General features: G+C 42.4%; 19 protein-coding genes. 6 read left to right on the plus strand and 13 right to left on the minus strand.

Going from position 1 to position 24,543, the window contains the following annotated elements; genetic code table 11:
* The first annotated feature begins 193 nt into the window (after positions 1-193).
* Complete coding sequence (locus L4C32_RS07340; protein ID WP_428196213.1) at positions 194-754, plus strand: VC2662 family protein; 561 nt, start codon at positions 194-196, stop codon at positions 752-754.
* A gap of 83 nt (positions 755-837) precedes the next feature.
* Here the strand turns inward: L4C32_RS07340 and L4C32_RS07345 are convergent, their stop codons facing one another.
* Positions 838-1,743 carry a manganese-dependent inorganic pyrophosphatase gene (locus L4C32_RS07345; RefSeq protein ID WP_428196214.1) on the minus strand — a complete coding sequence of 302 codons (906 nt, stop codon included), beginning with the start codon at positions 1,741-1,743 and terminating at the stop codon, positions 838-840.
* 360 nt (positions 1,744-2,103) lie between these two features.
* Here L4C32_RS07345 and nhaD point away from each other — a divergent pair, with 360 nt between their 5' ends.
* The 3 genes from nhaD (at position 2,104) to L4C32_RS07360 (ending at position 5,434) form a co-directional block, all read left to right on the plus strand.
* Positions 2,104-3,501, plus strand: coding sequence for a sodium:proton antiporter NhaD (gene nhaD / locus L4C32_RS07350; RefSeq protein ID WP_428196215.1), 1,398 nt, complete (start codon positions 2,104-2,106; stop codon positions 3,499-3,501).
* A gap of 119 nt (positions 3,502-3,620) precedes the next feature.
* The gene (locus L4C32_RS07355; RefSeq protein WP_428196216.1) at positions 3,621-3,944 is read left to right on the plus strand and encodes a DUF2946 family protein; all 324 of its coding nucleotides are present in this window, start codon (positions 3,621-3,623) and stop codon (positions 3,942-3,944) included.
* Between the two features lie 86 nt (positions 3,945-4,030).
* A complete protein-coding gene (locus L4C32_RS07360) occupies positions 4,031-5,434 on the plus strand; it encodes a PepSY-associated TM helix domain-containing protein (protein WP_428196217.1) in 1,404 nt (467 codons plus the stop codon).
* Between the two features lie 36 nt (positions 5,435-5,470).
* Here the strand turns inward: L4C32_RS07360 and L4C32_RS07365 are convergent, their stop codons facing one another.
* From L4C32_RS07365 to L4C32_RS07415, 11 genes are read right to left on the minus strand one after another with little or no spacing between them, the layout of a single operon-like run.
* Positions 5,471-6,475, minus strand: a complete 1,005-nt coding sequence (locus L4C32_RS07365) for a hypothetical protein (RefSeq protein WP_428196218.1) — start codon at positions 6,473-6,475, stop codon at positions 5,471-5,473.
* A gap of 5 nt (positions 6,476-6,480) precedes the next feature.
* Complete coding sequence (locus L4C32_RS07370; protein ID WP_428196219.1) at positions 6,481-7,449, minus strand: hypothetical protein; 969 nt, start codon at positions 7,447-7,449, stop codon at positions 6,481-6,483.
* A 10-nt stretch (positions 7,450-7,459) separates the two neighbouring features.
* Positions 7,460-8,554 carry a hypothetical protein gene (locus tag L4C32_RS07375; protein ID WP_428196220.1) on the minus strand — a complete coding sequence of 365 codons (1,095 nt, stop codon included), beginning with the start codon at positions 8,552-8,554 and terminating at the stop codon, positions 7,460-7,462.
* Entirely contained in the window at positions 8,551-10,080 is a 1,530-nt protein-coding gene (locus L4C32_RS07380; RefSeq protein WP_428196221.1) for a hypothetical protein, read from the minus strand. Before L4C32_RS07380 ends, L4C32_RS07375 begins: the two co-directional genes overlap by 4 nt.
* A 9-nt stretch (positions 10,081-10,089) precedes the next feature.
* The gene (locus L4C32_RS07385; protein WP_428196222.1) at positions 10,090-10,818 is read right to left on the minus strand and encodes a formylglycine-generating enzyme family protein; all 729 of its coding nucleotides are present in this window, start codon (positions 10,816-10,818) and stop codon (positions 10,090-10,092) included.
* Positions 10,815-12,206, minus strand: coding sequence for a hypothetical protein (locus tag L4C32_RS07390; protein ID WP_428196223.1), 1,392 nt, complete (start codon positions 12,204-12,206; stop codon positions 10,815-10,817). The genes L4C32_RS07385 and L4C32_RS07390 overlap by 4 nt, the downstream gene beginning before the upstream one ends.
* Complete coding sequence (locus tag L4C32_RS07395) at positions 12,206-15,241, minus strand: WD40 repeat domain-containing protein (protein WP_428196224.1); 3,036 nt, start codon at positions 15,239-15,241, stop codon at positions 12,206-12,208. Before L4C32_RS07395 ends, L4C32_RS07390 begins: the two co-directional genes overlap by 1 nt.
* 6 nt (positions 15,242-15,247) lie before the next feature.
* On the minus strand, positions 15,248-16,432 hold the full coding sequence (locus L4C32_RS07400; RefSeq protein WP_428196225.1) for a hypothetical protein: 1,185 nt from the start codon (positions 16,430-16,432) through the stop codon (positions 15,248-15,250).
* Positions 16,432-17,145 carry an ABC transporter ATP-binding protein gene (locus tag L4C32_RS07405; protein ID WP_428196226.1) on the minus strand — a complete coding sequence of 238 codons (714 nt, stop codon included), beginning with the start codon at positions 17,143-17,145 and terminating at the stop codon, positions 16,432-16,434. The genes L4C32_RS07400 and L4C32_RS07405 overlap by 1 nt, the downstream gene beginning before the upstream one ends.
* A gap of 14 nt (positions 17,146-17,159) precedes the next feature.
* Positions 17,160-18,698: a hypothetical protein gene (locus L4C32_RS07410; protein ID WP_428196227.1), complete on the minus strand. Its 1,539-nt coding sequence runs from the start codon at positions 18,696-18,698 to the stop codon at positions 17,160-17,162.
* The gene (locus L4C32_RS07415) at positions 18,699-20,642 is read right to left on the minus strand and encodes a hypothetical protein (RefSeq protein WP_428196228.1); all 1,944 of its coding nucleotides are present in this window, start codon (positions 20,640-20,642) and stop codon (positions 18,699-18,701) included.
* Positions 20,643-20,921: 279 nt separating this feature from the next.
* Between L4C32_RS07415 and L4C32_RS07420 the strand changes: the two genes are divergently transcribed.
* Both L4C32_RS07420 and L4C32_RS07425 read left to right on the plus strand, forming a co-directional pair.
* Positions 20,922-21,557 (plus strand): LPP20 family lipoprotein, encoded by a 636-nt coding sequence (locus L4C32_RS07420; protein ID WP_428196229.1) that lies wholly within the window; start codon positions 20,922-20,924, stop codon positions 21,555-21,557.
* Between the two features lie 54 nt (positions 21,558-21,611).
* A complete protein-coding gene (locus tag L4C32_RS07425; protein WP_428196230.1) occupies positions 21,612-23,072 on the plus strand; it encodes a hypothetical protein in 1,461 nt (486 codons plus the stop codon).
* Here the strand turns inward: L4C32_RS07425 and L4C32_RS07430 are convergent.
* Positions 23,069-24,454: an NCS2 family permease gene (locus tag L4C32_RS07430; protein ID WP_428196231.1), complete on the minus strand. Its 1,386-nt coding sequence runs from the start codon at positions 24,452-24,454 to the stop codon at positions 23,069-23,071. The genes L4C32_RS07425 and L4C32_RS07430 overlap by 4 nt on opposite strands.
* Positions 24,455-24,543 lie beyond the last annotated feature (89 nt).

Consider the following 24,543-nt stretch of genomic DNA (forward strand, 5'->3'; position numbering starts at 1 on the left):
CTTCAATCACACTTTGAATGTAACAGGAATGTTAGTAATCACAAAGCTGAATTTACCTTTCAAAGTAGACTATTCTATTATTTCTTCGTTTATTAGACATCCCTATAGACACTCCGTTAAATTTACAATTTGATGACCTGTTTTATGACTCATTGCCTATACTTACCTCACATTCACCCTTGGAGTACACATAATGAAAAAGAGTCTACTGAGCTCACTTGTTGTTTTATCGCTGACATCTACAGCAGTTGTTGCCGAGAGTACACCTGCCATGTTCTCATCGTTGAACGAATTTAATGCCCCTGCAGCAGAATCTGTAAAAGGGGTACGTTTGGCAGCCTTACATGGTAAAACTGGCGATGTTACTGGTGTCGACTTCGCATTAGGCATGTCTGAAAGCGACAATATTACAGGCGTTAACTTTCCGTTGTTCATTGGTGGTAACCGTGTCCATAACTCTATGACGGGAGCTTCATTTGGTCTATTCAACTGGCATGAAGGGACAGATGTTGGCGCTAACCTAGGGCTGGTTAACATTACCAATGATGTGACTGGCGCTAACGTGAGTGTGGTTAACTACTCTGAAGGCTACACTATGGTTGATGTCGGAGCGGTTAACATGTCGACGGATTCGCATGTGCAAGTCGGCGTATTTAATATGACTAAAGAGATTAAAGGGGTTCAGGTCGGTCTAATCAACTGTGCTGAAAACGGCTTTTTACCTTGTTTCCCATTCGTCAACTTTTCAATGTAAGCAGTTAAATTCCATCAATTAACCATAATGAAAAAGGAGTGCCTGAGCACTCCTTTTGTATATCGTTCAATATCGGTTATGTCTTATGCAAGTACCGTTTGTAACCAAGGCCAACCCTGCTTCTTACGACTAAGCGTGTTCTCCATCATCAACTGTCCATCTTTACAGTGAGTATCTAGAGTCTCATTCCACTCACCTTTATAAAGAAGACGTGTTGTACTGCTTGTAATATCAGTCAACATCAATGCTGCCATGGCAAGGCCTTCTTCGTCACAACGACGCTGAAGATCAGCATTTAACTCATCAATCATGCTATCCACTTGTTCTAAGGTGGCTAACTCAATTTGGCCTACAACCACATTGCGCTCTTTGAACGGGTAAGCTTTAAGATCTTTCTCTACTAATTCGTTAGCGCTCAGGCCTTCGATGTCGGTTTTAGCAATCAATAACGCTTTGATGAATGCATCTAAGTCATCTACACCTGCTAATACCGTTAACTCAGCAACAGCATCTTTATCTTTTTGTGTGCAAGTTGGCGATGCAAAGCCGACAGTATCACTCAAAATCGCAGAGAGCATGAGTGTTGCTAAAGGCTTAGTGATCTCAACATTTTCAATCTTGTATAGGTTAAACATGATCGTACAAGTGCAACCTACAGGCCAGATCCACGCTTCTAATGGATTAACCGTCATTACATCACCCAAACGGTGGTGATCAACAATCCCAACAATCTCTGCATCTGCAATGTCATCTGGTGCTTGTGCAAGATCTGAGTAATCCACTAACCAAACTTTAGAGCCCGCAACACCTTCACACATTACTGGTTGGTCAACGCCTGCTTGTTTAAGGATATGTAAAGTTTCACGATTAAGCTCGCCTTGGCGTACAGCAACAGCTTCTAGTCCGCGTGCTTTTAAAAGTGCTTCACCAACGAGGGCTGAACAGATGCTATCGCTGTCTGGGTTCTTGTGACCAACTACTTGAATCATTGTGTTTCCTTTACTTGTCGTGTATCGCAATGCGCGGATAAATCAAAAATTTTAATGGGACGATTTTAGTGCTTTTTCATAAAAATGCAAACCCTACAAAGGTCGTCCATTGCAATTAGTATAATTAAAAAATTTTGAGGTAAATAGCCCCCTCTTTGTGTCGCTATCGCGTGCGATTTAGCATCATATAAAACTGTTTTATTTCAAAAGCTAATCAACACACATTGATTATATTCGCAAGGGTTTTTCGTAACCACGTACTATTTTTATGATGGGGGTTTATCATTTGTACATTGGTCATAATAACCGGATTATTTTTACTAGTATTTAAGACAGATAGAATCAAAAGTGGTCATATAAATGAATAATGGAATAATAGAACAAACTCAATCTTTGGCTGGCACTTTAACGCAATCTACCGTCGGTTATATTTCAATTGCAATATTTGTCACCGCCTATCTCGTGGTGATGGCCGAAGAGTACTTAAAGCTTCGAAAATCAAAACCTGTGCTGTTAGCGGCAGGTATTATTTGGATCATGTTAGGTTATGTGTTTCAACAACATGGTCAAACCGACGTTGCTAAAGCGGCAATAGAACACAACTTGTTGGAATACGCTGAACTGCTTCTCTTTCTGTTAGTTGCTATGACCTATATCAGTGCAATGGAAGAGCGAAAACTCTTTGATACGTTACAGGCTTGGATGATAGGTAAAGGATTTAATTTTAGAACCCTATTTTGGCTTACTGGTATCCTTGCCTTCTTTATTTCACCAATTGCAGATAACTTAACCACGGCTCTACTTATGTGCGCGGTGGTTTTAAAAGTGGGAAAAGGCAATCCGAAGTTTATTAACCTTGCGTGTATTAACATTGTAATTGCAGCCAATGCCGGTGGCGCGTTCAGTCCATTCGGTGATATTACCACCCTAATGGTCTGGCAGGCGGGCATTCTTCCATTTCAAGAGTTCCTTCTACTGTTTATTCCCTCAGTCGTTAATTACATTATTCCTGCTTTCATCATTTCACGTTTTGTTGAGAAAATTCAACCGCAAGCCAATCATGAAGATATCTACCTTAAGCGCGGCGCAAAACGCATCATGGGCCTCTTTATCTTGACCATAGCGACGGCGGTTTCGTTTCACGGGTTCCTCCATCTTCCTCCAGTAATAGGTATGATGATGGGGTTAGCCTATTTGCAGTTCTTCGGTTATTTTTTACGTAAAACCCTACCTAGTTCACTGGCTAAAAAACGGGCGACTGCCATTGCAAGGCACGATGAAAAAGCATTAAAACGGCTAGGCTCTGTTGTTCCTTTTGATGTGTTTAGCCGTGTATCACATGCCGAGTGGGATACTTTGTTGTTTTTTTATGGTGTTGTAATGTGTGTGGGTGGATTAAATTTACTTGGCTACCTCGGTTTAGTTTCAGAGGTGATGTATACCCAATGGGATCCTATATGGGCCAATATCGCGGTTGGAGTACTCTCTGCCATCATTGATAACATACCAGTCATGTTTGCAGTCATTACGATGGACCCAGTAATGAGCAGTGGTAATTGGTTATTAGTCACCTTAACTGCAGGAGTAGGAGGAAGTTTACTCTCAATAGGTTCAGCCTCAGGAGTGGCATTGATGGGGGCTGCTCATGGTCAATACACTTTCTTTGGCCATCTAAAATGGCTTCCCGTTATTGCCTTAGGTTATGTCGCTAGTATCATTTTGCATCTGTGGTTAAATGCTGACACTTTTGCAGTGTAACTATGATGTCACTGAATATAACCCCAATTGTTAATTGATAGTTACCAGTCATCACGATAAACTGCCGCTAATTTTTTAAATCAGCGGCGGTTATGGCTTTTCTTTCGATAAAACATAGTATGACCCTACTCGCATTTGCGCTTAGCTGGTTACTGATTATATCGATGCCCGTTATCAATGCGCACAGTGCTGCGGCTGGCCACTGGGAAACCATCTGTACAGTAAAAGGGTTTCAGCTGATCCAAGTCGATCAGTCTCCCACTCAACCCTCTCATTCAATTGAGTGCCCTTTTAGTCATTATATAAGCACTTTTTCTGATACCACACCCACTTTCATTTCTAACGTAACGCTCTCACTCGTTATTACCGTTGCGTATCATTCTATTATCGATCGCACTCGATATTTACACCGCACTCCACGTGCTCCACCCTCCATTTACTAACCACTTCACACTGTATTCAATGATCTCTACGTTAATCCTCTTAGATTTGACGGAGGGCCATTTATCACTATTTTAAAGGTTAATGAATGACTTCTACCTCTACTACTTCACCGCTCAATATGGCGGATGAGAACAGCAAAAAACGTAATTTCTACTTTTCGGTTTGGCGTTGGCACTTTTACGCTGGCCTCTATGTCATCCCATTTATTCTATTGCTTTCAATCACGGGACTAATCATGTTGTTTAATGACTCAATAGAGCAATTGCAACATGACGAGATAATTAATATCACTCCTCAACACCATACATACTCTGTCGCTGAGCAACGTCTCAATGTGCAAAACCTCTACCCTAATGCCAGCATCAAACAGTACATAACTCCGGTTAACTCGACGACATCCAGTCGTTTTTCGATTGTAAAAGCTAGCGGCCAAGGTGTGTATGTTCTAGTCAATCCGTATACAGGGGCCATATTAGGTGAAATTCATCGTGATAATAGTTGGTACCGCTTAGCCAACGATATCCACGGCACCCTTTTGATCGGTGATGTTGGTGATCGTATGATTGAGATTGCTGCTAGCTTATCCATTCTTCTGATCGTTTCTGGACTCTATTTATGGTGGCCAAAAGATGCAAAGAGCCGCGCTTCATTTTTTACACTGCGCTTTAGTAGCGGCACAAAAGCAGTCATTAAAGACTTACACTCTAATCTGGGGGCAATATTCTCCCTTTTTCTACTCTTCTTTTTGATTTCTGGTTTAGCATGGGCAGGCGTATGGGGAGGGAAATTTGTTCAGCCATGGAGCAGTTTCCCTGCTGAGAAATGGGATGATGTTCCTCTCTCAACACAAACCCACAACACCTTAAACCATGGAGTTGAAGAGGAGGTCCCCTGGAATCTTGAGCTGACTCATTTACCACTTTCAACAGAGCAGCCGGAATCAAGTGGTGTTGTCAATGTCGATCGCATCGTTGAGCTTGCTTACGCTGAAGGCTTTACCCGGTTTAAGCTTAATTTTCCAAAAGATGAACAGAGCGTATACACCGTATCCGCCAATACCATGAGCGGAGATATCACCGATGCTCGCGATGACAGAACCACACACATTGACCAGTATTCAGGCAAAGTGCTGGCTGATGTTACTTGGCAAGATTACTCAGTCATGGCGAAATTTATGGCTGCAGGGATCGCACTTCATCAAGGAGACATGGGCTTATGGAACCTGATTGCCAATACATTGTTATGCGTAGTTTTTATTTTTGTCGCAATCTCTGGAGTCATGATGTGGTGGTCACGTAAACCGTATGGGTTGGCAACACTTGCATCGCCAATCAAACCAAAAGCAATATCGGCTTCATTGCCTGCTATTATCACTGTTATTACACTCTGTTTGCTTTTCCCTATGGCTGGAATGACTATCGCTACGGTACTGTTGTTCGATCTAATGGTGGTTGCACGCTCACAACGTTTACAGAAATTCTTCCATTAATCATATATAGAGAAGCCGCAATTGTTAGCGGCTTCTTTATATCAGGGAAAGGTAGGCAAATATGAGTTGTTCACTCAGAGTCCAACTCAGATGGGCAGCAAAATAGAGTAGTAGAGTAAATAATGATGAAAGGATCACTATATAAGCCCACAGTTCAGAGTATGTCATTCCTAATAACTGCATAACCTCTAAGGCATTCTGTTTTGCCACCATTAGCATTCTCACCGCTACGTAAAATACGGCACAACATAAGCCTAATAAAAAACCAAATAACACGATTTTGAAATGTTGTAGATTAGAAAAGATTTGACTGTGCTCAGACGTTAACGCTTTCACATCGACCACTTTATAGGAGAGTGATTGGCTGTTAGTGAAATGATCATCAATAGTCCTTCGTAGCTTATCAACCGCCGATGTGCTCAGACCACTAAACTCAAGTTGGTTAAACTTGGGGGGGACTCCAAATAGAGTTTGGTACTGCTGCTGAGAGATGATCACAATCGGATCAGAGGTTAAAAAACCAAAATCCACCAAGTAAATAGTGGAGAAGGTTTTTTTCACCTTCACACTCGGCACCATTAACGTCAACTCAGTATTCATTTCCGTTATTCCGAGTTGATTGGCTAATACTCGACTCATGATCACTTGTTGTGAATCTAAATCGCTGAACTTATTCTGTAAATAGTCATCTTCATAGGTGAGTAGCGTGATCCCTTTGACTAAATCTAACTGTTCAGTACCAATATGAAGCAGGGATTTTGACTCTAATCGCAATGAATTTGAAACACCGCTTAGCACCGGGACCTGTTGTAATGCGGTCAAAAAATCTCGAGAAGGAGAACTCACTTGTACTTGCCCCATGATGCCAACAAAGCTCTGTTCCATATAATGTTCAAACCGATTAAGTACGGAACTGGCCCCCAAGTAAGCGTAAAAAACAAATAGGAATACTAACGGAATCGAGTAGGTAGTCAGTCTGATCAAACGAGTTTGACCAGCCAACATAATTCTAGCGATGAGCAGAGCACGATCGACTGTCATACGCGTTAAAACATCTCTACTTTTTTACCTAATGTACTGGTGAAGATCTTTCGTAATACCGTTCCAGTTGCTGCAGAAATATAGTAGGGATTTCTATCCCAACGAAACTTATTGATTTTTCGTTGAGCCACACGCACTGTGCCATGCTCAGATTCATTCACGACTAAAATGATATACATTTCCATGACATGCAGTACACCTTGCCGGTTAGGCATAAATGTTGTTGCAAAAATTGCGTGCAGTGGCATAGGTTTGACAAACTGATCATGATGAAAAGGTAAAAATGCCTGCTTTAAATTTGGGTTCCCTCTTCCCAACACAATATTTCCTTCGTTACCTCCGGCATACCAAAGGACCTCTTGCCCCCTAAATGGTTTACGGTAAGAGTACTCCGTTACTATGGTTATAAACGTATCTAAAGCCACTTGATCCAAGCTGATCATCGCCCCGACCTCATTAGCTACGACATCACTCGATACATCAACAATGCTATCGTCAAAATCAATGTCTGAGCCAATATCATCTGAAAGATCGATGTCATCGGCAATGTCACCGCTCTCATCGTCACTTCCTTCCTCGCTTGGCACAACGTCTGCGGTAAGTACACTGCTCTCTAAGCGCCTTTTGGACTCTTTAGAGATGGTTTTTACCATGTTTGTTAACTCCGTTTTTACCAGGTTCTCTTGCAATGAAAATTCAGGAAAACGTTTAGCACTCAGCATTCTGACATTTGCATCAAGACCTGAGCTTTCAAGCAGTAACTGCATATTCAGTACTTCACTTCGATAGCCCTTTTCTATCATTTTATTGGTCTTTCTTAACGTCTTTGCACTAACAATTTCTTTATGTGCCACTAGCATATTAAATGAGCCACGAATACTGTTCACAAACTCCGCAATGGCCACATTCGTTCCTGCGTACGACACACTCGGCATGCAGAACATCGCCACTGCTAATAATACTTTTTTATTCATTTCTGCCCCCTTACTGCTTATAACATCTGAATGTCATGCGTTCTGAAGAGAAACTATTGGCAACAATAGCGTATGTCTCAGCATTCCAATCGAACACTAAAAAGTGATTTGATTGGTAATCATCCTCAAGCTCAAGGTAATCATCTTCACGATAGAAATCAGAGTCGGTATCCTCATCCAGTGCCGCAATCAACTCCAGATTAGCGATACCCGTTGGACGATTTATCTCCGACTTCCTACGAGCGAACTCAAATACATACGGTGAGGCAAGCATTTGGCTGTATTCAGTGCAGTAATTATTCGCTTGTTCCAACGACATACTGGTCGCGGCAATAGATTTAGAACCGACACCATACAGCTGCTCACGACTGACAGCGTTACGCATAATTTGATAAGCTCGGCTTCCATTGCTGGTTGAAAAAGGAACATCAACTGTGACAAAACCACTTGTGGTCGATGCCGCTCCATTTAGACCAACCTTAGTGGTTTTAATACCAAGAATTTCTGCGGATTTACTCAACACACTCACTTTAATGATTAAATCCCCACCCTTCTGATCCGCTAATATATAAAGCACTAAATCCGATACTTTGGCGGTGTCATCAAAACTGGCCTCAGAAGCGTCGTAAAATGGATCCAATTCTCGTTTGAGTATTTTCCCTATGACTTTTTCTGTATCACCTTGCTGAGCTTGTATCGACAGATTTGGTGCTTGTACTATGTACTCTTCAGCGGAAAATAAAATCTCATCTTTATGGGCGTAAGGCGCATTGACTTCCAGCGCGACATTTATCTCATCAGGGACATAAGCCAGTTTTGAAAATGCTTGTTTTAGCCCTTTATCCAGCAGTCTGCTCACCGCTGTATTTATGGTGCTGGTCGACGACTTATGGGATAAAAACCGCTTTCCTTTTGAGTCATAAAAATACGCGTTAAACTTATCGTTATCTTCCTCAGGTTCATCATCAAAAATACTGTTGTACTCTGCTTCATCAGAAACAGATATATGAAGCGGGGATGAGTTGGATTCGGCAGGTTTTTTGTCTGTGGTTTGACAACCAACAAGAAACAAGACTACCCATAAATACTTACCCATGTTGATCATAATTTAGCGACTCCATTCTGCTGCATATACGTAGTTATCTTCTTACTATTCGCACGTGTGGTATCCGTCTGTTTATCCACTAATTGCAAACTTTGATTCAACGGTACAAATTCAAATTGGGTAACAAAGCCTTTACTGTCCATCGTAAATCGATAAAGCACTTTTCCGGCTTTGGTAATCTCAACCTTGGATCCTTTTAACGTAGCGGTCAAAGAGATCGGTTCCGTTCCATTAATCAAAAATATTTTCTTACTGCTGAGGTTGCCCTCTTTCATCCAATACGCCAGATACCATAATCCTTCAAATCCATAGTAATTCTCTTTTGAGACAAACAGGATCTCTTCACCCAATTTGATGATTCTGTTTTTGTTATCTAAGACCCACGAACTCTCAACTTTATCGAGCACTTTTTGTACTTTTTTAAGCTCAAGTAGAGAACCCGATTTCGTTTTCGCCATGATACCAATATGTTTTTCAGTGTTACTTGATGTCGTCTTAGGGTCAAACAACTCTGTTTCGGCTTGCGCTTTCACTTGGATCAAATTTTTCTTTTTACCAGTATATTTATACTCCACTAAGAGTTTTTTGGCCCCACCGCCACTTTTATTCCACACATAAGAAGTGGTCAAAGTTTCACCTTTAAAACTGAACGAGGTTGGAGAAGTTGGAAATCGTTTAGCCATATCGCTCATGGCTTTCACCTTCTCATCTTCGATGCGCATTAACTGATAGGTTTTTCCTGCAAATCGAATCTCGGTAACCGTATCTTTTACTTTCTCAACATGAAGCAAGGTTGAACCATCAGAGTGAACCCTAGTCGAGCCAATTTTTAGTGACGATTTAACGGTATAGATAGATTGACTTCCGCGCTGCATTGCACCTGTAATGTTGGTATTCAACGACGTATTTTGCTGGTTTGGCACAATCAGGCTTAAGGTACCTTGCTGAAGAATAAAAAATCGACTATTTGGCTGCTTAGAAAAGAGTTCGTCCAGCGACAAAATAGGCAGATTTTTGTATGTAGCCACCCCTTGCTCAACGCGTCTAATTTCTGCATTTATTTTTTTAATTTCACTGTTTAAGGCGTTAATTTCTTGCAGGTAATCAGCTTTATCATCATTCGATTTTGTTTTTGACACTTTCAGTTTGAGTTCAGCAACCTCATTACTAAACTCCTTTTTATCCTGCTTAAGTGATAACAAGTCATTGGCACTTTCACTGGCAAACTTTCGCTTCTCATTGCTGTATTGTTTATTGCTAGTGACCGTTGCGCTAAAAAGTGGCGTTATTGACTTTGGACCTTTTGATAGTGACAAGCGATTGCCTTTATCGATTAACGTTAACACATTTGCAGTACCACCAGACGCGTAATAGAGCGTTCGTGGAGCTTTGTTTGTATTTGCAAAATTAGTACTGGTGTATGCGCCACTCGTCGTTGGGAACGACGCATTTGCCGCCCCATTACACAACAGCAATATCGCAATAAGCTGGATACTGGTTTTACACATTGTGATTAAACCTTTCATTGTCACTCCTTACTGTTTAATACAACGAAATCCGACATTCTCGTCGAGCACGCTTTCAGGATTGAACCCAGCTCGATAGGCCGGATTTAGTAACATGGGCTTTCTCATCAGGTCAAAAGAACCACCCTTCATCACATATTGCCGGTCGTTTTCACTCCATTGACTACGGGTCATCTCCCACACGTTGCCAACCAAGCCTTTGATACCGGATAGGTTGCTGTAAGCATCCTCTACATCCACTTTATAATCCCTTGCCATAGTTGATGTTGCCTGTTCATTTTCTTGATACTCTTGAACTAAAATAGTTTGATACCACGCTTTCACGCTAAGGGTAGTAACGCTACCTCGATAAAGTGCAGCCGCTAACCATTGGTACTCACTGGGTAACTCGCCGCCCAAGCTTGTACAGGCCAGCTCAGCTTCTTGTAATGTCACGCCCGTTATCGGCTCCAATGGATAGTCATCACAAGCATTTCTAAGTTGTTGCTCTCTTTTCCCTACAAGACTGTCCATCACCTTCAAAAACTGTTTACATGAAAACTCCGTTCGCATTATGTCAAAGGGCTCTAATCTGCCAATCGTATTATTATTGGTCACGTAATGGCTCGACATATTCAGTGTCACTGACGGTGCATCCTGAATATCGACCTGTTTAGGGTGAACAGTAATCCACTCTACACTGGAATGTGCTGATAGACTCAATAGCACGACACTGAAGACAAGAAACGATTTCATCATCCTTTCGCTTTTTTAACCAGTGACTGATAGAGTTTTTCTAAATAGCTGTCCAATTTGTTACTGGCATAGACCCCGGTCACTTTATGTCGACTTAACCGTTTTTCATCGCCATTTCTCTCTTTCGCATAGAGCTCTCCGGTAATGACGTAGATGTCCGCATTTAAACGATTTGAGAACACCTTCTCTGTACTCACTTCAAACACAATTGCACTGCCACTTTTTGTTACTTCGATGTGCTGAGAGCGTAATACCTGCTTTATTCTGCGTTTCTCTTTACTGGACGTTTTTCCATTCATCAGAACCTGATAGGACGCGACTTTGAGCTGAGAGCTTTCGATATCAACCAATACCGGTTTATCTTCAATGACACATGTTTGGCTTAATAGGCAATCACTAATAAATTGCTGATAGCCCACTGAGTCTGAGACTGAATACCCGGTAAAACTCTCGGTGATAAAGGCCATTGATATCGGTTCTATCGAGGTGACCACTTTTAACGTTAGAGCATCTCGCTGTTTTGGCGAAACACGAAACACTTCATTTTCATTAATCTGGCTTTTGAGTGGATAGCTCAATACCTGCTCTTTACTAATATAGTTATAGGTACTTTGAGGCGATGGAAAGAGCAATAACGGCACCTTACGCCCTTCAAGGAAAAGATAGACATAGGCATTTTGGTTACTGGATATTTTAGCAGAAAGGTGTTCGCCCACAGAGAATTGGGTTTTGGTCAGGTTGGTAAAAACCTTTAATGACTTTTCCTCTTGCTCAGTAAGCAACAATTCCAGTTCATTTGGTAAGCTTTCTGATACTTTACGGTTATTTCGCAATACAGCAATCTGCAATCTTGCACGGTCAAACTCGCCATTAATGACCTGTTCAATAATCATTCCTACCTGCTGATCTAACTCCTGTTGTTCTTGCTCTAATCTCGCTTTAATCTTAGCCAGTTGCTGAGTACTCAGTGTATATAAACAGTAAGCTTGAACCTCTTTTCCTTCATTGGAGTACTCAAGATAAGTGTCGTTACGATTAATGCCTGTCAGTGTAATGCTACTCTCTGTTGTTGTTAGCTGTTCAAAACGACTTTGAAACTGCTCGCCGGCAACCGTCATGTTGGATTTTACCTTTGATTGCACCTCGACACTGAAATACTCAGCGACTTGAGTTAACCCGGCATTACATGCGTCATCAATAGAGCTTACCGAAGCGTAAGGATCGCTTGCTGACCAACGCTTGGAACGACCAATGAAACTGTTTTTTTGTACAAAGCTATCCATGGCCCATTTCGGCTTGTCGCTTGGCTCCTCTTCAGCAGACACAAGAGGGGGCGCTAACAATAAGATCAGCACCGATGGCAGAAGATAACGGCAGCGTTCTATAGACATTATCGTGCTCCTAGGTTAACTAAGAAATAACGACCAGTGTTAATCAAGTGGACTTCATTACCTTCTACAATCGCTAAGTTGTTATCGTCTGATGTCAATTTCATCCCAGTGATAACCATGGGTTCATCAAAAACTAAAGTATCTATAAGGGCTCCCGTTGACACTTTCCGTACCTCAAGTTGATCATCATAGGCGACAAACAGGACTTTCCCGTCAAATCCCAATGCAAGACTCTTCGGAATTCGGTTTCCCTCTATCACTGTAGTCCCTAACGTATCACTAGTGATCAAACTTTTGACCACAATTTTTTGGCCATCTCGCATCGCTACGCGGTTTGATTCAGTACTGAACGCTGCTATAAAGCCATCTCGACTGTTGCGGTATGAGAACAACTGTTCATGATTAATTGGATCCCAAGCGCGTATTGTTCCATCCAGACTGCTGGTGATAATAAGACCTAAACTGTTATCAAATTCACTCAATACAATCTCATCGGTATGACCGAGAAGTTCTGTTCCTTTGACCTTGCCACTTTCAATACTCCACAATTTAACGGTTTGGTCTTTACCGCCACTCATGATAGTGTCGTCATCAATAAAACGCAGGGTATTCACTTTACCCGCGTAACTGTCCATCTCTTTGATCAGTTCCAATTGACGATTGTCACTGTCCTCAAAATCGAGGCGAATGTGATAAACCTGTAAGATCCCTTTCTCACTCACAATGGCTAACTTATCATTGTTCTTATTCAGTGACGCCACCAAGAGCACATCCTCTGAGAGTTCAATTGAATATGAGTCACTACTGGCGATATTACGGATTAAAATTGAGCCATCATCTCTTGGAATGACTAAGGTATTACTGTCTTCAGAGAGGGATAAATTGGTCACATTGGACATCAATGACGCACTGCCTAGTGTGCTATAAATCCGAGCATCAAAGCCGTGCTGTCCTAAACGAAGTTTGTCTACGTTGTAACCCAACAACTCAAAATCAGGGATACTGGCAGAAAGTGTCTGATCACTATCAGTGTTAAGCTCTTTAACGATACTGATATTCCCTTGTTGCTCTGTCTCAATATTGACCCCAAGTTGCTGAAAACCTTTCGACTGATTTGAGAGTAGAATCGGGTCAATTTTCTCTTCAAGGTGGAACGCTAAGCGTTCATCAATGGTTACTGCATCGAGAGGGTCATCCACAAAGAGGTGATGATAGATTGCTCTATCAGATTCGCTGAGAGGTGCGGCGTAAATGGCTTGGTCGATAACCGATTGATCCAACCAAGAACTGCTCTTAGCCACTTTATTGGTTAACGTTAAGAATTGCTGATCTACCTCTTTTTCACTGACACTGCTTCGTAAACGGAGGTTATCACGACCACCATAAAGGTACTTTTCGTCAGTGAGGTATTTCACCACATAAAAACTGTTCTGCTTGTCAAACGTTGAGTACTCTGTATTGAGCGTTGTTTGTAACTCAAGAGTCTCTAGATCATATTGTTTGATCGCTCCCGATTCAGTCATCACCAATAACTTGCCGTATTCACTGCTACAGTCAACCGCTTTAATTTTCTCTTTTGTGGTAAGTTCGAGATTATTTTTGCTCTTGGTATTAATGACGTACAGCGCTTGTTCGCGATAAACCGCCATACGCCCTCCCCCATCACATAACACCAGCTGTTTCAGGCCGCTTTGAGTCATGAGTCGGTCACGTGATCGAACCTTTAGATTGAATTTATCAACATTGCCGCTTTGCGTTAAAAAGTAGAGGTTTTTTTCATCCCCTTGATACGCTGTACTCAGTAGTGGATCACTGATCCGATAACCTCGTTTTTTAGTTCCTTCACTGCTCAAGGCGGTGATCGCCCCGGCGTGCGTTAACCACGTCTCCGCACTCTCGCTATCAATAGTGATGTGGGCGTCCCCTTCAATCGCTATGCGCTTGATGGTTCGAGTTGTTTTGGCATCAATAAAGTAGAGTGCTTTATCGGTTAACATTACCACACGGTTTTGATCTAATAAGTAGTACGCACTGGTAGCCACTTCATCCCAATCTTGGCTCTGCCAGATGAGTTTTCTCTGATTTGAGTTCTGAATGGAGACCAACTCAACACTGCTTAAAAAGTTCTCTCTTCTTACCAACAGAGTTTGACCGCTATTTTCATCAATCGATAACCGGACCGTATTGGTGCTGTGCAGCAATACATTCTCTTTATCAAGGGATTCGAGTTTTTGTCGCTTCTGTTCCTCTAACATCTTATTTCGATCACGATAAAGGTACGCATATGTATCGCCATCACTGCGCTCTAAAACAAACTCATTGTTAGCATGCTGCATCACTTGCTCGCGGTTCACACTAGCATACTCTCGAATACTCGACGTTAACGCATAGACCAACATACTCGCCAATTGATTTTGCACTGCGGCAGCGGACGCCCCTTCAGGCATGGCTTTTTGATATCGAAACCAACTGGTATTGCGCTCAAAACCAGAGACTTTAATGGATTTATAACCGCTCAATCGAATGATTTTGTTGTTCCACGCTTTATCATCAATGTACAGACCCACTTCCGCGTTTGACCCACGTTGACTCCGAGTAATCGATGACGACTCAATAACGGCATTCAGAGCTGCTTCATCAGAAAATGCACTGTTAATCAACGCTGGAATATAGGTGAAGGTGTTAACGTCTAAATCATACTTACGGTATGTTATTGCACCAAAGTGTGATTGGTAATTAATCGCAGAGAGGGAAGAAACACTAGAAGGATCTGCCGCAATAGTGGTGATCAATGACGCTAACATACGATTTGAAGTCGATTTCTCTCGCTTCAAAGAGTCGTAGATCGGCCCGACAATGGTTAAAGCCACGCCCTCTCCGCTCAACCACGGAGTATGCGTTGTCTTTCGAGCCTCGGCAGCGCTCAGATCTTTCCCCAAAGATTCAAATACCGTAGGGATGGACTCCTCAGTTTTTGTGGTACTTTGACAGCCCAGTAGAAACAGTAATAACAGAGTACTAAACGTCAGTCTCATAACAAATTACACCTTAATAATTGCACGGTGAAAAACAAAAATTGAAAAAAGATTTAACCCAATACAGAACAGCGCCAACTGGCTATTTATCCCTGTATCAACCAAAGTGAAATCTAAAAAATCCTTCAGGGCGGGTGACACCAAAGAGTTATTACACACTAAAGCCACACCAAAGCAGCTTACAGAGATCAATACCATCCAAATAAACAAGGCATCTTGAATTCGGTAGCCTGTGATAGTGAAAATATTGATGGTGCGATTTTTACTGATTACAGATTTGGTCAAAAACAACGTCACTAGCAGGTAAGACAGAAAAGCAATCACACTCACTAAGCCGATAGAGACCGTATTGATCACAGTGAGCAGGCTCATCTGTTTCTGTTTGTCATCTAACCATGAAGTCACTTTCCACCTCCCCTCTAACGGTACCAAAGCCTGTTGAATCTTTGTTTTTGCAAAGGCTAAATCTGCCCCTTCGTTTAACCTAATTAACACACCGCTTTCTGCCGACTCGAATTGCTCGCTCCACCACTGAAACTGGTCAAGACCCACATAGAGGATCGCTTGATCGGCGTAATCTTGTAAAAAGCCTTTCACTTGCCAGTGCTGTTTAGTGACTGTATTAATAACGGTTGCTTCCTGCGAAATTGGGGGATAAAACCCACTGTCTAATACCGCATTGGGAATAATTAAATATGGGTTAGTTAACCACTGATGCATGAACTCTAAATTCGTGATTCGCGTTTTAAATACACCAGCAGTATAAAAATTCAGATGGTCCCATGAGATGATTGAAGGAGAGCGTCGATCGATACCTATCACTTGAACATAACCACGATTAAAACGGGTAAACTGACCTCGTTGTTTTGATGCAAATATCTGTGTATTAGCCGAGAGTTGTTGCCAGTTTTCTACTGCGATAAATGGAGAACTGACGTAAACTCCATCAACGGTCGCAACCAGATCTCTAACTCGGGTTAGCTCTGTACTACTGGACTGATCGATTAAATTGGTTAAGGTAAAATGCGCCTGTTTATTGCCGAAATCTTGATGAACATGGGTGTTGTAAGAGCCCGATACAGAGATCAGAATAAAGAGCGTGATCAAAGCCGTTATCATCACGCCTGCATAAGAGAGAAACTGTGGCCAGAATAACCTCAGAATAATAGACAGTGAATCAACCACCCTCACTATTTGATCCTCATTAAGGTCGATTTAACCCCATCGACACTACTGTCTTGAAGCTCATAATAACGATCGGCGATATCGATAAAACTCGGGTCATGACTGACGATAATAACGGCACTATTTTGTTGATGAGCCATCTCCAATAAGGCATCCCTTACCCGTTTAGAATTGGCAGAATCGAGATTACCCGTCGGTTCGTCCGCGATGACCACTTGAGGTTCGTGAATTAACGCACGAATAATGGCGACACGCTGTTGTTGTCCTCCAGAGAGTTGGGTCGGTTTTTTTTCTACGTTTAAGCCAGGAATATAGTGTTCAATCTTATTCGCTGCTTGTAGTAATGCATGACGTCGAGAGGTTCCATTCATGATTAAAGGAAGGGCGCAATTTTCAACAACACTGAACTCTTCAATTAATGCAAAGGATTGAAAAATAAAGCCTATATGCTTGGCTCTTAGTTTCGCTTTTTTTGCCGTTGAGAGCTGCTGTACTTGTTGATTGAAATAACAGATTGTCCCCACTTGTTTATTATCAATGAGTGCAATTTGTCTAAGCAGTGATGTTTTACCACTGCCCGACTCTCCCATAATAAGAGTTATCTCTCCTGAATGGGCCTCTAAACAAGCGTCCCGGTAGATCACTTCCTTAAGGCCAGATCCCACTGAGTACTCTTTACTAATGTGCGATATTTCTATAACTGCTGCTGAACTATCCATTTCAAGCACTTTTTTTATTGATAAGTTACAGACCCTCTCGAACCACTGCTACCTGATTTACCGGTGCTGCCACTCGAACCACGGGATCCACTCGAACCACTTGAACCACTTGAACCTGAGTAACCACCTGATTTAGTCACAGGGTAACAACTGGTTGAGCCATCATAATTGGTGCTACATTTCGTCGTATAATAGGGACTTCCACCTGGGCCTCCAGGACCTGCATAACCGGCATCACCGCCGTCGCCATACGAGCCTTTTGCTCCTCCGGCTCCTCTTGCTCCACCACTTACACTAACAGAGAGTGAACTGCGTGCCGCTGATTTAAATGGTCCGTCTCCTGAAATCGTGACATAGACTTTACCACCATCACCGCCATTGCCGCCTCGACCACCATTACCGCCATCACCACCGTCACCACCATCACCGCCATCACCGCCGGTACCACCTCCGCCGCCAGAGCTATACTCCGAGGCATCTTGACCTTTACGCCCAGCGCTTCCTGCTTCACCATTACCGCCGTCACCACCGTCACCGCCATCTCCACCTTTACCACCAACACCGCCTGATGCGTTCACTGAAACAGACTGACGCTCTACCAGCAAATAACGAACATTGGCATTGTTTGATTTGATGGAATAATCTTTTAGTGGCCTCTTATAAAAAGGGGAAGCATACGCGTTCATGGTGATCTTTACTGTACCCGCATCTTTACCTGAGCCGCCAGTCCCCCCATCAGAACCGTCACGGCCATTGCCACCATTACTACCATCACCGCCGTTGCCCCCACCTAATGCACCAGCAACACTCCCTAAAACACTACTGCTATAACTGGTACCACCACGCCCACTACTTCCAGCGCGTCCTTTTGAACCATTTTTTGCCGCGGCGTTGATTGTCACTGTATTGCTCAACGAGTGATCAGGTGGAAGTACAAATGTATCACTAACACTGCCCGCTTTCACTTTGACAATGTAACCACTTTTCGCCGCTGTATATGCATTACTCACTTTATAGCTTAACTCGCCATTAGCTTTCATACTGCCGCTGAGGTTGGTTAACTGCAGTCCGATATTAGAACGTTTATAGTGGATATTACTGTTCTCTTTCGATTGATAGTTTGCGGTAAAATAGAGTACACCTCCAGCCTCTACAACCACTCTATCCAGAACTTTACGGCTTCCTGTATAGTAAACTGGTACGAACACCTTACTGTGTGGCACCGCATAAATTTTGCTTAAACTCGTAGTTGCCGGCTTCGCAGGATAGGTTTCACTCCACGTAGCATTTTTGCTAGCGGTAAATTCCGGCATAATTCGCAACGTCGCATCGGGAGTTTGATCAATGCTCACTTTTAATATTCGTCGAGTAGAGCGATCGTATAACTTCGAACTCTTCTCTGTATCAAAATCAAAACTGGGCATAGTAGGCAAACTTTTTGCGTAATCTTCCACGCTAAATGTCGAGCGATAGGAGAATGAAGACTCAGCATTTACATTCAATGTGACAACGGCAAAGATGCTTAGCAATAGGGTCATTAATATTTTCATCATCTATAGCTCCACACCGTTAAAACGTTGACTCACACTTTTATACAGCGTTGGCCGCATGCTCTCTAATGTTACCATTCCTTGTTGCGCTGCCATCAGAGCAGCATCATCATTAGCAGCGCCATTGATAGAGCGATTAAACATGGCGCCATATTGATTAACTAAACTGTTGGTCAATTCGGTTTTACGAGATGTTATGTAGTTTCCTAAATAAACCAGCTCCTCAGGATTCATCTTCTTCACGCTTCGGTAGCCGATATTGTTTAAAGAGTTCACGGCTTTATCCAGTGGAACCTTATGATAAGACCCGAGAATTTTTTTACTCGACTCAATATTGTGCTCAGCAATTACTGCGGCACCAAAATCAAGGTATTTAGTTCGATTACTTACCTCTAGCCCATCCAGAGCGGCTAGATAGTAATCAACCAATTGATGTACTCCAGCTTGTTTTTGTACTGATTGATGTTTTGTACTCAATTGCGTTAGCAGGGCAGAAGGGTGAAGGGTAACAAAGGTGGGATAGACACGTTTTGCGTAACCGTCTAGTTCTCTATCACTGTATTTCAAACTTCGAGTTAACTGCGCAGCACTCGCTTTAGCAATCAATTTTTGTTTTGTACTCTCTTTTACCGCTTCATTTTGTGTCAGTATCAAGGCGTAGTAGTGCTGCAGTGCATCTAACTGAGCTGTCTTATACGTGCGATGTTCGTTTCTTAACAAATAGTTAGCAAAATCTTGCGGGTAATTCACATTGAGATAGGAGTAGATAAAGTCAACATAATCAGTTGGTCGCGACTCAACACGTTTATACAAGCTTGAAAAGATCATCTTCTTTGATGATTGTTCAGTATCTCGATAAATAGACGCGTTCATTAATACGTGGTGGTTGTAGAAAGGGGCGCCATCATCACCTAGAGCGACTAACTTATCCGGCGAAGCCAACGAATAGGCTTCATAACGCTCCATATATTGTCGAGTTGCCAGCAGCTGGCCATACGTATAATCACTGGTTTTAGCATGACCACTCATGCTGTAGTAATAGATACCCGGCATATATTGAAGCAAAATCCGTTGCGCCCCTTTCTGAACTGAGCTAAATACTGGCACCGTTCCATCGAGGTGCTCTACAGCAGGCAATGCCAACGATGCTAATAGACGTGCATTCATCTGCACCTCTTGAGGTTTTATTACCGATGGGCTCTTTAACTGGTAAAGGATAATCCCTTCATTAAGATCGAGAATGTAATTTAGATTACGCTCTTCCAGTTGATAGATATCGATTTTGCTTAATATTCTATTGATCGTTGGCAGCGTGACCAGTTCACTCTCTAAGGTATATAGCTGGTTTGCCAATACGCTATTCGCCGCAAGCTTATTAATATCCACACTGGAGAGTGCACTGATAGCTTGGGCGCGGATTTCGGGGTTAGCTTTATAGACATCGACACGATCATTCATTGATTTCAACACCACAGCCTGAAGCGCAGGTGAATCTACTTTTCTGAGTAATACCAAGAGTTGTGAGGAGATGGAATCCCCCTTTAAACGGCCCAGGTTATAAGCGGCAGATGTTCTTAAATAGTCATTGGTAATTTTATATGGAAAACCCGCGACCTCCCAATCATCTGGCTCTTCGGTCTGCACTCCCTCTTTGGCAATCGAGAGGTAGCGCTCAATCAGCTGATTAAACAGGTTGGGATTAAGTTGAAGAAGATCAATATCAAGGGCTTTATCAGTGGCTAAAGGTATTAATGTTGCCAAGGTATCGGGGGCATATTCATCTTCCTCACCCAAGCGTTCAATCGCCCACTGAATATTTTCAACGACTGATTCCGTATCAGTGTCATCGCGTAAGCTGTCGAGTTGTCGACCATCAAAAAAACCATCAATAACGGTACATGATGACAACATCAACACGCTGATTAATACCGTGATTAGTTTATTCATTTATTCTCTCCGTGAATCAGTACTACCCCTACTATGCTAGTACATAATAATACATTTATGTCACATTTGAGAATTGTTTCTCGCCAATTTTACATACRAATCCCCCCTCTTTTATGGTGTTTATTATCTTAATTGTTAAGCTATTGATTTTTCTAGTTCGGAAAATGCATACCCATTTTTGTTCCATTGATGAGGCAAATATACATTTATTAACTATTCTTAATTATGCTATCTTCCTTCTTATATTTTACATAGTCATAATTAGATGGAGCTAAGAAAATGAACCTATTGAAATCATCCCTTATCGCTTCACTTGGTCTGGTATTAGCTGCATGTGGTAGCACAACAGACGAAGTGAAAGATGAAGTGGTTACCAATACCCCCTCAACCCCGATTGACGCAAACTGGTGTAAATTTGACGATGGTGTCTCTGATGCCCCTGAGTTCTTTTGCACCGGACAAATTGATGGATTCGTTGTCACAGGTCGAGGCTCATCACCAAAATCTGCCGCTGGCATGAATTACATGGTGGATCAAGCTACCCTCGCGGCGCGTGTACAACTGGCTCAAAATGTACGAACACAAATTTCTTCGATGGTTAAGAACTATTTAGGTACAACTGGCGTAACTGACGCTGAATCGATTGATAAAACCGCTTCCAGTACCGCAGAATCTCTTACCGATGAATCCCTAATGGGCTCACGCATTGTTAGACGAATCGTTGGACCTCAAGGAGAAGTTTATATTTGGGTTGCTATTGATGAAGAGAATTTAGTCGCTAAATCACAAAATGCGATTCGTACTAGCATGGCCAATGATGAAGCCGCGTGGCAGCAATTCCAAGGTAAAAAGTCACACGAAGAGATGGCGTCAAAAATTGAAGAGTTAAGAAAGCAACGAGCCCTAACCCAATAATTTATCGATAATTATGGAGCCTAGATCTAGGCTCCACTATCAAGAGATAACACTATGTTTAGTCGTCGGTTCAGTCACTATCTACCTTATGCGTTAATCTGTTCTGCTGTGATTTTCGCCTCGTCCAGTTTTGCTACTTCTGAAGAGTTTAAAAAGTGGAAACAAGAGCGACAAGCTGAATACCTCGACTACTTAACTAGCGATCAAAAAGCGTTCCATGATGCATTGAAAAAAGATTGGGAAGACATGCGTACCCAAGCCGGGAAAAAAGCGTTTACTGAACCCAAAATAGATATTCCTCCTGTCGCACCCGAACCAACAACACCGCAACCGGATCTCACTCCTATTCCAGAAATTGTTATCGACATTCCAATACCTTCTCCTGTGGTACCGATACCCGAACCTGAACCGTTACCCGAGATTGAGCCGATTATTGAAGATTCCAGTATTCAATTCGATTACTTAGGCCTCTCTTTTCAATTGCCAGAACTAGAGTCTTGGAATAATCCCATAAACACACCGTCGAGTGATGTGATTGCAGATACCTGGGCACAAAATATCACCTCGATCCACCAAGCATCTGTTACTCTAAAACACTATGCTAACGAATACGACTTACCCGATTGGGCACTTATCTCTGTCACTGATATATACGCCAAACAGCTAACCAACAATAACGAGAATAATAGTCAATTTATTGTATGGGCGCTGTTGCTAGATATGGGTTATGACGTGCGTTTGGGTTATGACAATAGTGATATTTTCTTACTCATTCCCAGCCAACAGAAAATATTCAGTAAAAAGTCCATCACCTCTAATGATGTTACTTATTACACGTTAATTGGTAAGCAGCCAATGAACTCGCTCTATACCTACCAACAAGATAGCGGTGACAAAAAGAGTTTTGATTTCTCTTTTAGTAAGCCACTTGTTAGCACTCAACTCTCTAGCCAAAAGCACACTCTGAAAGATGATAAAAACGACACAGAATTAAGTTACTTTGTTTACTCACAGCTTAACGAGTATTATCGCCACCACCCTCAACTCGAATTCAATTGGTACTTTAAGGCGCATCCAACCTCCGCCAACTACTTAAGTCTGGTGGATCAACTAAAACAAGCATTGGATGGCAAGCCTGAACGAGTCCAAGTACAAACAATTTTAAGTTTGATTCAATTTGGTTTCGAGTATGAACTCGATGTGGATCAATGGGGAGAAGAGTACTATGCAGCGCCAATGCACACCTTAATGTTGCGTGCCGCTGATTGTGAAGATCGCGCTTTTCTGTTCTCTTTCTTAGTCGAAGAAGTGGTGGGGTTGAAAACCGTGGGTCTACACTATCCGGGACACCTTGCTGCTGCGGTTGCTTTTACTAATAATAGTGGCGTGTCTGGAAAATATGTGATGCTGGAAGGTGAGAGATATTACGTCACTGACCCGACTTACATTGGCGCAAGTATTGGGGATGAGATGCCACAGTATGACACTGTGGCACCAAAATTAATTACCTACTAGATGGCCCAACCACCGGCGTAGAAAATCACCAGTGTGATCGCAATTAATACTGTACCTAGGTTCAATTTCTTCCAGTCACCGGATACTAAACGACCAACAACCAACGAACTGAATCCGAGCATGATACCAGTAACAATGTTGCCGGTAAGTACGATAAATACTGCACACATTAGCCCTGAAAGCGCATCGACTGAGTCATCAAAGTTCAGTTTCGTCACGTTACTCAGCATCAAAAGACCTACGTACATAAGTGCAGGAGCAGTCGCATATGCAGGAACTAAATAGCTGATAGGTGCTAAAAATAGCATCAATAAGAATAAGCCGCCGACCACTGTCGCGGTTAACCCTGTTTTACCACCTGCCGCGGTACCTGCTGCTGATTCAATGTATACCGCCGCTGGTGCCCCGCCGACCATACCAGCAAAAATACTACTGACTGAGTCAGACGTCAGTGCTTTGCCACCATTGATGATCTGCCCATCTTTATCCAATAAGTTGGCTTGTCCGGCTACCGCACGTATCGTACCGGTCGCATCAAAGATAGCGGTCATTACTAGTGCCAATACACTTGGAATGATAATCGGGTTAAGTGCACCCATCACATCCATGGTCCCAATCAACGAGTTTTCACCACCAAATGTAGGCATGGCAAAGAATCCTTGATATTTCACATTAGGGTCAAACGCTAAGCCGAATACAGAAATAGCAACAATCACGAGTAGAATCCCACCAGGGACACGTCGCTTTTCAAGGCCAATAATCACGGCAAGACCAATGATTGACATGATTACGGGTAGTGAAGTAAATTCACCTAAATGCACAGGCAATCCGGCAAATTCATTTTTAACCACTAAACCCACGCCATTTGCAGCAATAAGCAATAAAAACAGACCAATACCAATACCAGTACCGTGTGCAATACCATACGGTAAGTTAGTTAAGATCCATTGACGTACGCCTGTTACGGTAATTGCCGTAAACACCACACCCATCAAGAATACAGCACCAAGAGCAACAGGAATGCTTATCCCCTGCCCTAACACTAAACTAAACGCGGTGAACGCTGTTAATGAGATGGCACAACCAATAGCCATAGGCAGTTTCGCCCACAGACCCATTAATAGAGAACCGAATGCGGCAATCATACAGGTTGCAATAAAGACTGCACCAGGGTCAAAACCTGCTGCCCCTAGCATGCTCGGTACAACAATTACCGAATACACCATGGCCAAGAATGTGGTCACACCCGCTAGAACTTCCTTTCTAACGCTGCTCCCTCGTTGTGTTATTTCAAAATAACTATCTAATGAACTAAGACCTACTGGTTGCGGGTCCATTTCTGCTTCGGGTTGCGCATTATGTACACTACTATTATCAGACATCATGTATTCCTTCTAGTTTATCATCCATAACAAAGGGTGAGGCAATGACACAGATGTGCATTCGCCTTCCTTCGTATGTACTAATTGCA

The sequence above is a fragment of the Aliivibrio kagoshimensis genome, from assembly GCF_050337105.1.
GTDB lineage: Bacteria > Pseudomonadota > Gammaproteobacteria > Enterobacterales > Vibrionaceae > Aliivibrio_A > Aliivibrio_A kagoshimensis.